Here is a 12,141-nt window from a genome sequence, read left to right on the forward strand (position 1 = left end):
GCGTGGACGCCCTGCAATGCTGAATCGCGAAGCGCGTCGGAGCCTGACGAATCCTGTTCGTTCTCTCTGGATTCGCGGTGTTGTTGAAATGATAAGGATGGCGAATGAACAGGATTTATCGGAGCATCTGGAGCGCCGCAACGGGGTGCTGGGTCGCGGTGCAGGAGAACGCGCGCGCCCGGGGTAAGGGGGGCGTGCTCCTGAGTGCGCTCGCCGTGGCCGCTGCATCGAGTGGCGCACTGGACGACGCGCGCGCGGCCCTTGTGCTGGATACGGAAGGTTCGCCGGTCATTTCGGCGGATAGCTGCTCGGGCACGACGATCGCCGGTTCGGGCCTGAATTACTTTGCGATGGGCTGTAATGCCTATGCAAACGACACCGATTCGATGGCCATTGGCACGTCGTCGGTCGCGAACGGCGTGTCGGCGCTTGCGTTCGGCGATCACAGCAACGCGCTCGCGGACGGCGCCACCGCGCTGGGCGGCGGCGCGACGGCCGGCGGCGTGCAATCGGTCGCGCTCGGCGGCGACAGGGTGGACGCCACCCAGACCGGCGCCGCGAAGGCGACGGGCGAGCGTGCCGTGGCGGTGGGCGCGTCGACGCTCGCGCAAGGCGACGACTCGCTCGCGCTCGGCAGCGGCGCGACGGCCGCCGTGGGCAGTTCGGTGGCGATCGGCAATGGCGCGAAGGCGTTGGTGGCGAATTCGGTGGCGTTGGGCAGTGGCGCGGCGACGTCTGCGGCTGTCGCGACGGCGAGCGGGGTGATCGGCGGAAAGAAGTACGATTTCGCGGGCGTGTCGCCCACCGGCGTGGTGAGCGTGGGCGCGAAGGGCGCGGAGCGTCAGGTGACGAATGTGGCGGCGGGGCAGATTACGTCGAGCAGCACCGATGCGGTGAATGGCTCGCAACTCAACGCGACCAACACAGCGGTGACGGCGAACACGACCGCGATCACGGCGTTGCAAGGTCAGACAGCCGATGCGGTGATGTACGAGTCGTCGGCGCATGATTCGGTGAGGCTTGGCGGTGTTGACGCAAACACGCCTGTCGCGCTTCACAACGTGGCAAACGGCGCGCTGACCGCATCGAGCACCGATGCGGTGAACGGTTCGCAACTCAACGCAACCAACACGCAGGTCACGGCGAATTCGAACGCCATCACATCATTGCAAGGCCAAACCGCCGATGCGGTGATGTACGAGTCGTCGGCGCATGATTCGGTGACGCTCGGCGGTGTTGACGCGAACACGCCCGTGGCGCTTCACAACGTGGCAAACGGCGCGCTGACCGCATCGAGCACCGATGCGGTGAACGGCTCGCAACTCAACGCGACCAACACGCAGGTCAAGGCGAATTCGAACGCCATCACATCGCTGCAAGGCCAAACCGCCGACGCCGTGATGTACGACTCATCGGCGCATGATTTGGTGACGCTCGGCGGTGTTGACGCGAACACGCCTGTGGCGCTTCACAACGTGGCCAGCGGCGCGCTGAACGCATCGAGCACCGATGCGGTGAACGGCTCGCAACTCAACGAGACCAACACGCAGGTCACGGCGAATTCGACGGCGATCACTGCGTTGCAAGGCCAGACCGCCGACGCCGTCATGTACGACTCATCGGCGCATGATTCGGTGACGCTCGGCGGCGCGGCTTCCAACACGCCCGTGGCGCTCCACAACGTCGCGAACGGCGCGATCAACGCATCGAGCTTCGACGCCGTGAACGGCACGCAACTCTTCGGCGTATCGAGCGCGCTCGTGAAGGCGCTGGGCGGCGGCGCGAGCCTGCAGGCGGACGGCTCGATCTCGATGCCCGCCTATGCCATCGGCGGCGCGACTTTTCACAACGTCGGCGGCGCGCTCACGACGCTCGACGGCCGCGTGACGGATCTCTCCGTTGCGATCAGCAGCGGCCAGATCGGCATCGAGCAACAGGACCCGATCACGCACACCATCACGATCGGCAAGGACGTGCCCGGCACGCGCGTCGATTTCGCGGGCACGAACGGCGTGCGTCTGCTCACAGGCGTCGCGGCGGGCAACATCGACGCGAGCAGCATCGATGCCGTGAACGGCGCACAACTGTTCTCCATCAGCAGCGCCACGGCGCACGCGCTCGGCGGCGGCGCACAGATGAACGCGAACGGCACGATGAGCGCGCCGAACTACAGCATCGGCGGCAACAATTACGACAACGTGGGTGGCGCGCTCACCGATCTCGACGGCCGCGTTTCGCAGAACGCGCAGGAGATCAGCGACATCAAGGGCGACGTGGCGAACGCGGTGTCGTACGACTCGTCGGCGCACGATTCGATCACGCTCGGCGACGGCGAGACAACGGTCAGCCTGCACAACGTCGCGGCGGGCACCGCGAACACCGATGCTGTGAACGTCGGGCAGATGAACGACGCCATCGCCTCGGTCGAACAGGTTGCGGAAGCGGCGGCGAATCCGTTCTTCGCGGCGCAGGGCGACCGCACGACGGAGGGCGCGCAGGCAACCGGCACGCATGCGACGGCAGCGGGCGCGAACGCCGTGGCGAGCGGTGCGAATGCGGTGGCGCTCGGCGCGAACGCCCAGGCCGGCGGCGCGAACTCGGTGGCGCTGGGCGCGGGTTCCGTGGCCGATCGCGATAACGCGGTGTCGGTGGGCTCGGCGGGCAACGAGCGCCAGATCACCAACGTCGCGCCTGGCACGCAGGGCACCGACGCCGTCAACGTGAATCAGCTCACCGCCTCGCAGGCGCAAGCGCAGAGCTACACCGACATGCGCATCTCCGGCGTGCAGGACCAGGTCAGCGACGTGCAGCGTAAAGCGTACGCGGGCACGGCGGCCGCGATGGCGGTTGCGGTCCTGCCGCAGCCGACCGAAGCGGGCCGGGCTGTCGTCGCGCTCGGCACGTCGCGCTACGGCGGGCAAACCGGCGCGGCGATCGGCATTGCTTATGTCACGCAGAACAATCGCTGGATTGGGCGGCTCGCCGGCAGCACCAGCAGCGTGGGCAATACGGGCGTCGCCGTGGGCGGCGCGTATCAATGGTGATCGGATCGTGACACGGTCCTGATCACCGGCATTCGAGCATGGAGTCGGCACGGCGCACCGCCAGGCCGTGCCTTTGCGCCCAGCGGGCTACCCGACCGCTGGGCTTTTTTTTACCGCTATTTCAATGACGGAACGGCGTCCACACCGGCGTGGTGTTGTTCCAGGTGTCAAGCTCGGAAGGCGTAGTCGTGTTCATGATCAGGCATCCTGAAGAATTTTGAAGTTCGCTGTTCGATGCGGCGAGTCGAGCGTTAATCGCCCGCGCGCGCCACGCGTTGTGCGTCGTTCGCGCGGCTTTCCTGAATCGCGAGACGTTGCGCCTGCGTGCGGCCGACGAGGCTCTGATTCGGATAGCTCGTCTTGTTCAGCGCGGGCAGCGAACCGTCGCGATACGCGGCGACGATTTCCGCCTTCACTTCTTCACGCGTCTTGGGACCGTTGTTCACCGATTGCGCGAACACCGATGCGCTGGCGGCAAGCGAAATAACGAGGGTGGCGCCGAGGGCGGTTGCGAGAGTGCGTTTCATGATCTGCTCCTGTTTTAAGGGCGCCGCAAATCGATGAAAACAACAACCGGTGCGGCGACAGGTGCAAATGTAGGTGTCCGCGCGTTGCCGATAAACCGCCTGAAGGCGAAAGCAATTGTCGAAAATTCGGAACAATCGCTCGCACGCGTGCGCCGTGCAAGCGCTCAAAAGCAGGACGGGCGGGCCTTTGGGGCCCGCCCGTCTGGGCGCGAATCTGTGCCATACCACGCGATATCGCGCTTGAAAATCAGCAAAAAATCACGCAGCCCATTCCGAAATGACCGGCGTTTCAAGACTCGGCGCCGTTTCGCGTTCTTCGAGCGTGCGCAGCGTGCAGGCCTTGTCGAGCGAAGCGCGGCCGCTCAGCAGCGGGCAGCGGTCGAACACTTCGGCGATCCAGTCGACGAACACGCGCACCTTCGGCGACAGATGGCGGCTATGCGGATACACCGCCGAAATCGGCATCGGCAGCGGCTTGATATCGGGCAGCACCTCGACAAGCTGGCCCGATTTCAGCAGCGGCAGCACCATGTAGCGCGGCGCCTGAATCAGCCCGAAGCCTTCCACGCCGCACGTCACGTAAGCATCGGCGTCGTTCACCGAGACCATGCTCTTGAGCTTGACCTCGACTTCCTTGTTGTCGACCAGAAACGCCCAGTCGATCACGCGCCCCGTGCGGCTCGAAAAATAATTCACGGCGCGATGCTCCTGCAAATCTTCGAGCGTTTTCGGCATGCCGTGGCTTTCGAGGTACGAGGGCGCCGCGCACGACACGCCTTCGAACAGGCCGATGCGCCGCGCGACCAGCGAGGAATCCTGCAACGCGCCCACGCGCACCACGCAATCCACGCCTTCCTGCAAGAGATCGACGGGGCGATCGCTCAAGCCCAGTTGCAGGTCGATGTCGGGATAGCGCGTGTGGAATTCGCACAGCGACGGAATCACGATCAGCCGCCCGATGGAGCCTGGCATGTCGATGCGCAATTTGCCGTGCGGCTTGCGGTTGCGATCCTGGAACGTCTGTTCGGTTTCCTCGACATCGGCGAGGATGCGCACGCAGCGCTCGTAATACGCGGCGCCGTCGGGCGTGAGCGAAAGACGGCGCGTGGTGCGATGCATGAGGCGCACGCCGAGAAACGCTTCGAGATTCTGAATGATCGTCGTGACCGAGGCGCGCGGCATGTCGAGCGTTTCGGCTGCGCGCGTGAAGCTGTTGGTATCGACGACGCGGGTGAACACCTGCATGGCCTGAAGGCGGTCCATTGCCATTCTCCGAAAGTCATCGGACGCACGCCGCGCGGTGCTTGAAAGCGACACGCGCGCGTAAAGAGGAGACAGATTGTTCAGGTGCGCCGAATTGTGTTGCCGGATTATAGGCATTTATTTAGAAGTCTGCCGAACCCACAATTCGCTCCATTCGAATCTACTCTCGCGCATTGCGCCGTTTCGACATGGATGCCTTTAAACGTTCGACGCCGTGGATTTCAGCCGCTGCTCATCCTGCTAACGCTGCTAACGCCACGGCCGATGCGCCCCACGTGCCCGACGCAGCCAACGAGCCCGCTCGTCCGGCGCGTCCCGCAGCCCCGGCCGGCAAGGCGCGCGGCCGCGTCGCCATCGACGTGAGCGAAGTGACGATCGAAGGCCACGTGAAGGATATCGTGCTGCGTCTTTATCGTCCGCAGGGCGCGAACAATCTGCCCGTGCTGCTGTATTTCCACGGCGGCGGATTCGTGCGCGGCACGCTCGACGACGCCGATGTGCAAAGCCGCTTTTTCGCAGAACGCTTACCGGCGCTGGTGGTGTCGGTCGATTATTCGCTCGCGCCCGAATTCCCGTTTCCGGCCGCGCCCGAAGACGCGCATCGCGCGGCGCTGTGGGTGCTCACGCGCGCCCGCGCATTCGGCGGCAGCGCGAAACGCGTGATCGCCGCGGGCCACGACGCGGGCGGTCAGATCGCCAACGTGCTCGCCTTTATCGGCCGCGATCGCGGCGACGTGAAGCTCGCGGCGCAGGCCTTGTTCGCGCCGATGCTCGACCCGAGCCTCACGCGTCTGGGCGACGCGCAGCGCCTCGGCTCGGACATCACCGCGAGCGAATGCGCGCAGTGCTATCGCGCCTATTTGCCCGACGCCACGCAGCGCATGCATCCGTACGCGGCGCCGCTCGAATCGTCGCGGCTCGGCGGTTTGCCGCCCACGCTGATCGTCACCGCGCAGAACGACGTGCTGCATATCGAGGCGGAAAAGTACGCGAGCCGCCTGATCGAAGCCGGCGTGCGCACGAATGTGGTGCGTTATCCGAGCATCTCGCACGCGCAGATCGGCGCGCACGAGGAAGCGCTCGCGGAAGCCGTGCGATTTTTCAAATGCTGTTTCGAGGCGGACGCCAATCGCGATGTCAATCGCGACTCGCCGCGTTCGCCGCGCAATCCATAAACAACAACCACTCAGCAACCTGGAGCCCGCCAAATGTCACTCTTCTCGCAATCCCCCACACGCATCGCGCTAGCGGTCGTGGCCGTGCTCGTCGTCGCGGGGCTCGGCACGCTCGGCGCGATGCGCTTCGACGCGCATCCGGCCGTCGCCGCCGAAGCGCCGCCCGCGCCGGAAGTCGATGTCGCCGCTGTCGCGCAACGCACGATCACCGACTGGCAGAGTTACTCCGGCCGCATGGCCGCGGTCGAAAAGGTCGATATCCGCCCGCAGGTGACGGGCACGATCGTTTCGGTGAACTTCCGTGACGGCGCGCTCGTGAAGAAGGGCGACACGCTGTTCGAGATCGATCCGCGTCCGTATCAGGCCGCCGTCGATCAGGCCGCCGCGCAACTCGCCGCCGCGCAGGCCCGCACGGGTTACGCGCAGAGCGACTGGGAGCGCGCGCAACGCCTGATCGGCGATAACGCCATCGCCAAGCGCGATTACGACGAGAAGCAGAACGCCGCGCGCGAAGCCAGCGCGAACCTGAAGGCCGCGCAGGCCGGGCTCGAAGCCGCGCAGATCAACCTCGGCTATACGCGCATCGTCGCGCCGGTCGCGGGCCGCGTGTCGCGCGCGGAGATCACGGTGGGCAACGTGGTGAGCGCGGGCGCGAGCGCCGCGCCGCTCACGACGCTGGTCTCCGTCTCGCCGATCTACGCGGAATTCGACGCCGACGAGCAGACCTATCTCGACTACATCAGCCGCATGAAGGATGGCTCGAAGGTGCCGGTCGAACTGGGTCTTGCGAACGAAACCGGTTACTCGCGCTCGGGCACGATCGAGTCCGTCGATAACCGGCTCGATACCTCGTCGGGCACGATCCGCGTGCGTGCGCGTTTCGACAACGCCGACGGCGCGCTCGTGCCGGGCCTCTACGCACGCATCAAGGTGAGCGGTTCCGCGCCGCATCCGGCGCTGCTCGTGGACGAAGCGGCCATCGGCACCGACCAGGACAAGAAGTACGTCTACGTGGTCGACGGCGCGGGCAAGGTCGCGTATCGCGCGGTGCAGATCGCCGGTCAGCAGGGCAATCTGCGCGTGATCGTCGACGGCCTGAAGGCGGGCGAGCATGTCGTGGTGAACGGCACGCAGCGCGTGCGTCCGGGCGAAGCCGTGCGCTCGCACATGGTGCCGATGAACGGCGACCCCGACGCCGACGCGGCGGCCGTCGCCACGCAGCCCGCCGCGAAAGACAGCAAGGACGCGAAGGCTTCCTGACGCGTAGCGTTTGGCACACGGCGCGCGTCGCCGTGTGTGTCAGCCTCGCAGTCAGTTAGTTATACGAATGAGTTAAGAGCGACCCATGAACATATCGAAATTCTTCATCGACCGGCCGATCTTCGCGGGCGTGCTGTCCGTGCTGATCCTGCTGGCCGGGGTGATCGCCCTGTTCCAGTTGCCGATCTCCGAATATCCCGAGGTCGTGCCGCCTTCGGTCGTCGTGCACGCGCAGTATCCGGGCGCGAATCCGAAAGTGATTGCCGAAGCCGTGGCCGCGCCGCTCGAAGAGCAGATCAACGGCGTCGAGAACATGCTGTACATGCAGTCGCAGGCGAATAGCGACGGCAATCTCACGCTCACAGTCACGTTCCGTCTCGGCACCGACCCGGACAAGGCCACGCAGCTCGTGCAGAACCGCGTGAACCAGGCCTTGCCGCGCCTGCCGGAAGACGTGCAGCGCCTCGGCATCACGACCATCAAGAGCTCGCCTACGCTCACGATGGTGGTGCACCTGATCTCGCCGAACAATCAGTACGACATGACGTACCTGCGCAACTACGCGCTGCTCAACGTCAAGGATCGTCTCTCGAACATCCAGGGCGTGGGCGAGGTGCAGCTCTGGGGCGCGGGCGATTACGCCATGCGCGTCTGGCTCGATCCGCAGAAGGTGGCGCAGCGCAATCTCACGGCGCAGGACGTGGTCAGCGCGATCCGTGAGCAGAACGTGCAGGTGGCGGCTGGTGTGATCGGCGCGTCGCCGAGCGTGCCCGGCACGCCGTTGCAGCTGAACGTGAACGCGCGCGGCCGTCTGCGCACGGAAAGCGAATTCGGCGACATCATCGTCAAGACCAATCCCGATGGCGGCGTGACGTATCTGCGCGACATCGCGCGTATCGAACTCGCGGCGTCCGAATACGGCCTGCGTTCGCTGCTCGACAACAAGCCCGCCGTGGCGCTCGCGATCAACCAGGCGCCGGGTGCGAATTCGCTCGCGATCTCGGAGCAGGTGCGCGCGGCGATGAAGGACCTCAAGCAGGACATGCCCGCGGGCGTGGACTACAAGATCGTCTATGACCCGACGCAGTTCGTGCGTTCGAGTATCGAAGCCGTGATTCACACGCTGCTCGAAGCCATCGCGCTGGTCGTGATCGTGGTGATCGTGTTCCTGCAGACGTGGCGCGCGTCGATCATTCCGCTGATCGCCGTGCCGGTGTCGATCGTGGGGACGTTCTCGCTGCTGCTGGCGTTTGGTTTCTCGATCAACGCGCTCTCGCTGTTCGGCATGGTGCTGGCGATCGGTATCGTCGTGGACGATGCGATCGTGGTGGTGGAGAACGTCGAGCGCAATATCGCAAGCGGCTTATCCGCGCGCGATGCCACGTACAAGGCGATGCAGGAAGTGAGCGGGCCGATTATCGCCATCGCGCTCACGCTGGTTGCCGTGTTCGTGCCGCTCGCATTCATGAGCGGTCTCACGGGCCAGTTCTACAAGCAGTTCGCGATGACCATCGCCATCTCGACGGTGATCTCGGCGTTCAACTCGCTCACGCTGTCGCCCGCGTTGTCGGCGCTGCTGCTGCGCGGCCACGATGCGAAGGAAGACTGGCTCACGCGCGGCATGAACCGCGTGCTCGGCGGCTTCTTCACGCGCTTCAACCGGGTGTTCCATCGCGGTTCGGAAAGCTATGGCCGTGGCGTGAACGGCGTGCTGCGCCGCAAGGGCGCGATGCTCGTGGTCTATGTGGTGCTGCTCGGCGCGACCGTGCTGATGGGCCGCATCGTGCCGGGCGGCTTCGTGCCCGCGCAGGACAAGGAGTATCTGATCGCATTCGCGCAATTGCCGAACGGCGCTTCGCTCGACCGCACGGAAAGCGTGATCCGCGATATGAGCGCGATTGCGCTCAAGCAGCCGGGCGTGGAAAGCGCGGTGGCGTTCCCGGGTCTTTCGGTGAATGGCTTCACGAATAGTTCGAGCGCGGGCATCGTGTTCGTCACGCTCAAGCCGTTCAAGGAACGCAAGGGCAAGGCCCTCGCGGCGGGTGCGATCGCGGGCGCGCTGAATCAGCAGTACGCGAGCATCAAGGACTCGTTTATCGCGGTGTTCCCGCCGCCGCCGGTGCTCGGTCTCGGCACGCTCGGCGGCTTCAAGATGCAGCTGGAAGATCACGGCGCGCTCGGTTATGAAGCGCTCAACCGTGCGACCCAGGACTTCGTGAAGCGTGCGGCGCAAACGCCCGAACTCGGCCCGACCTTCACGAACTATCAGATCAACGTGCCGCAACTGAACGTCGATCTGGACCGCACGAAGGCGAAGCAACTTGGCGTGCCGGTGACGGACGTGTTCGACACGATGCAGATCTATCTGGGCTCGCTGTATGTGAACGACTTCAACCGCTTCGGACGCGTGTATCAGGTGCGTGTGCAGGCCGATGCGCCGTTCCGCCAGAAGGCCGACGACATCCTGCAACTGAAGACGCGCAACGCGGCGGGCGATATGGTGCCGCTCTCGTCGCTGGTCACGGTGTCGCCCACTTACGGCCCCGAAATGGTGGTGCGCTACAACGGCTACACCGCTGCCGACATCAACGGCGGACCCGCGCCCGGTTATTCGTCGGGGCAGGCTCAGGCGGCAGCGGAACGCATCGCGGCCGAGGTGCTGCCGCGCGGCGTGAAGTTCGAATGGACCGACCTCACGTATCAGCAGGTGCTGGCCGGCAACGCGGGTATCTGGGTGTTCCCGATCAGCGTGCTGCTCGTGTTCCTCGTGCTGGCCGCGCTCTACGAGAGCCTGACGCTGCCGCTCGCGGTGATCCTGATCGTGCCGATGAGCGTGCTCTGCGCGCTGACCGGCGTGTGGCTCACGCAGGGCGACAACAACATCTTCACGCAGATCGGCTTGATGGTGCTGGTGGGGCTGGCGTCGAAGAACGCGATTCTGATCGTGGAATTCGCGCGCGAACTGGAGCATGACGGACACACGCCGCTGTCGGCGGCCATTGAAGCGAGCCGCCTGCGTCTGCGCCCGATTCTGATGACGTCGATCGCGTTCATCATGGGTGTGGTGCCGCTCGTGCTCTCGTCGGGCGCGGGTTCGGAAATGCGTCATGCGATGGGGATTGCGGTGTTCTTCGGCATGCTGGGCGTGACCGCGTTCGGTCTGCTGCTCACGCCGGTGTTCTACGTGGTGCTGCGTACGCTCGCGGGCGGCAAGATTCACGTCGCGCAGAAGGACAATGCGCACGCGCCGCAGCCTACGGTGGATGCGTAAAGAAGGATGATAAAGATGACTAACTATTCATTCACACAGGAACGCACGGCGCACGCGGGCGCGTTCTGGCGCCGCACGCGGCTCGCGCTGGGCGTGGCGCTGTTCGCCTGGCTCGCGGCCTGCTCGGTCGAGCCGACCTACAAGGTGCCCGACTCGGGCGTGCCGAACGCGTACAAGGAAGCGCCGCAGCAGACGCAATCCGCGAATCCGCACGATGTGGGTTCGTGGACAGCGGCCCAGCCCGCCGACGATGCGCATCGCGGCGAGTGGTGGAAGGTGTTCGGCGACCCGACGCTCGATCAGCTCGAAGATCAGGCGCTGGCCGCGAATCAGGACCTGAAGGCGGCGGCCGCGCGTGTGCAGCAGGCGCGTGCGTTGACGCAGGCGGCGCGGGCCTCGTGGTTCCCGTCGTTCGATGCGGGCTTCGGCCCGACTTACGAGCGCGCCTCGCCCGCTTCGCAGTACCTGCCGCAGAACACGCCGGTCGCGACGCAGACGCTCTGGCGCGCACAGGCCACGGCGAGCTACGAAGCCGATCTGTTCGGCCGCGTCAGCTCGAACGTGAACGCGGCGCGCGCGGATGCGCAGCAAAGCGAGGCACTGTTCCTCTCGGTGCAGCTCGCGTTGCAGGCCGATGTCGCGCAGAACTACTTCCAGCTGCGCCAGTTCGATTCGGACGTCGATCTGTATCGCCGCACCGTGACGCTGCGCGCCGACGCGCTCAAGCTCGTCGAACGCCGCTTCAAGGAAGGCGATATCAGTGAGCTCGACGTGGCGCAGGCGCGCAACGAACTCGCGAGCGCGCGTGCGGATGCGGTGGGCGTGGCGCGTCAGCGCGCGGCGTCCGAGCATAGCCTTGCGATTCTGCTCGGCAAGGCGCCCGCCGAGTTCACGTTCCCCGAAACGCCGCTGCAAAGCGTGAACGTGAGTGTGCCGCCGGGCTTGCCGTCGACGCTGCTCGAACGCCGTCCCGACATCGCCGCCGCCGAGCGCGCGATGGCGGCCGCGAACGCGCGCGTCGGTCTCGCGAAGTCGGCGTTCTTTCCGAAGCTCGATATCACGGGCGCGTTCGGTTACGAGTCCGCTTCGCTCGGCGATCTGTTCATGTGGTCGAGCCGCGCGTTTCTGCTCGGGCCGCTCGCGGGCACGGCGCTCACGATTCCGCTGTTCGACGGCGGCCGCCGCAAGGCCAATCTCGCCCAGGCGCGCGGCAAGTACGACGAGGACGTGGCGCAGTATCGCCAGCAGGTGCTCGTGGCGTTCCGCGAAGTCGAGGACAACCTTTCCGATCTGCGTTTGCTCGACGATCAGATTCGCCAGCAGGACGAGGCGGTGAACGCCTCGGAGCGCTCGGCGCATCTGTCGCGCACGCAGTACGAGGAGGGCGAGGTCAGCTATCTGAACGTGATCGACAGCGAGCGCACGGTGCTGGTGTCGCAATTGCAGGCGAGCCATCTGCAAGGCTCGCAGGCGGTCGCGGCCGTGAATCTGATCCGCGCGCTGGGCGGCGGCTGGGGCGACGTGAAGCCGCAGACGCCCGATGGCGCGGCGCCGCCTCCGGCACCGCTCGCCGCGCGCTAGACGCCGGGCGGCGGGCGTTG

Annotated in this window: 7 protein-coding genes; 5 read left to right on the forward strand and 2 right to left on the reverse strand. The window is 65.6% G+C overall.

Features of this window, described 5'->3' with window-relative positions:
• The first annotated feature begins 104 nt into the window (after positions 1 to 104).
• On the forward strand, positions 105 to 3,044 hold the full coding sequence (locus tag U4Y88_RS21145; protein ID WP_321786121.1) for an ESPR-type extended signal peptide-containing protein: 2,940 nt from the start codon (positions 105 to 107) through the stop codon (positions 3,042 to 3,044).
• Between the two features lie 251 nt (positions 3,045 to 3,295).
• On the opposite strand, the gene U4Y88_RS21150 is transcribed toward U4Y88_RS21145, so the two are convergent.
• On the reverse strand, positions 3,296 to 3,571 hold the full coding sequence (locus tag U4Y88_RS21150) for a DUF4148 domain-containing protein (protein WP_224014512.1): 276 nt from the start codon (positions 3,569 to 3,571) through the stop codon (positions 3,296 to 3,298).
• Between the two features lie 258 nt (positions 3,572 to 3,829).
• Positions 3,830 to 4,834: a LysR family transcriptional regulator gene (locus U4Y88_RS21155; RefSeq protein ID WP_321786123.1), complete on the reverse strand. Its 1,005-nt coding sequence runs from the start codon at positions 4,832 to 4,834 to the stop codon at positions 3,830 to 3,832.
• A 188-nt stretch (positions 4,835 to 5,022) separates the two neighbouring features.
• Between U4Y88_RS21155 and U4Y88_RS21160 the strand changes: the two genes are divergently transcribed.
• The 4 genes from U4Y88_RS21160 to U4Y88_RS21175 all read left to right on the forward strand — a co-directional run bounded on the left by U4Y88_RS21160 (position 5,023) and on the right by U4Y88_RS21175 (position 12,121).
• Positions 5,023 to 6,009: an alpha/beta hydrolase gene (locus U4Y88_RS21160; protein ID WP_224014508.1), complete on the forward strand. Its 987-nt coding sequence runs from the start codon at positions 5,023 to 5,025 to the stop codon at positions 6,007 to 6,009.
• A 33-nt stretch (positions 6,010 to 6,042) separates the two neighbouring features.
• Positions 6,043 to 7,269, forward strand: coding sequence for an efflux RND transporter periplasmic adaptor subunit (locus U4Y88_RS21165; RefSeq protein ID WP_224014506.1), 1,227 nt, complete (start codon positions 6,043 to 6,045; stop codon positions 7,267 to 7,269).
• Between the two features lie 85 nt (positions 7,270 to 7,354).
• Positions 7,355 to 10,540 carry an efflux RND transporter permease subunit gene (locus U4Y88_RS21170; RefSeq protein ID WP_321786125.1) on the forward strand — a complete coding sequence of 1,062 codons (3,186 nt, stop codon included), beginning with the start codon at positions 7,355 to 7,357 and terminating at the stop codon, positions 10,538 to 10,540.
• A 15-nt stretch (positions 10,541 to 10,555) separates the two neighbouring features.
• Positions 10,556 to 12,121 carry an efflux transporter outer membrane subunit gene (locus tag U4Y88_RS21175; protein ID WP_321786127.1) on the forward strand — a complete coding sequence of 522 codons (1,566 nt, stop codon included), beginning with the start codon at positions 10,556 to 10,558 and terminating at the stop codon, positions 12,119 to 12,121.
• Positions 12,122 to 12,141: the final 20 nt, after the last annotated feature.

The sequence above is a fragment of the Paraburkholderia sp. J94 genome (genome assembly GCF_905220285.1).
Classification (GTDB): Bacteria; Pseudomonadota; Gammaproteobacteria; order Burkholderiales; family Burkholderiaceae; genus Paraburkholderia; species Paraburkholderia tropica_A.

Excerpts from the sequence above, each read along its gene's own strand:
- U4Y88_RS21145 (WP_321786121.1), top strand. The coding sequence starts at position 105 with ATGAACAGGATTTATCGGAGCATCTGGAGCGCCGCAACGGGGTGCTGG.
- U4Y88_RS21150 (WP_224014512.1), bottom strand. The coding sequence starts at position 3,571 with ATGAAACGCACTCTCGCAACCGCCCTCGGCGCCACCCTCGTTATTTCG.
- U4Y88_RS21155 (WP_321786123.1), bottom strand. The coding sequence starts at position 4,834 with ATGGACCGCCTTCAGGCCATGCAGGTGTTCACCCGCGTCGTCGATACC.
- U4Y88_RS21160 (WP_224014508.1), top strand. The coding sequence starts at position 5,023 with ATGGATGCCTTTAAACGTTCGACGCCGTGGATTTCAGCCGCTGCTCAT.
- U4Y88_RS21165 (WP_224014506.1), top strand. The coding sequence starts at position 6,043 with ATGTCACTCTTCTCGCAATCCCCCACACGCATCGCGCTAGCGGTCGTG.
- U4Y88_RS21170 (WP_321786125.1), top strand. The coding sequence starts at position 7,355 with ATGAACATATCGAAATTCTTCATCGACCGGCCGATCTTCGCGGGCGTG.
- U4Y88_RS21175 (WP_321786127.1), top strand. The coding sequence starts at position 10,556 with ATGACTAACTATTCATTCACACAGGAACGCACGGCGCACGCGGGCGCG.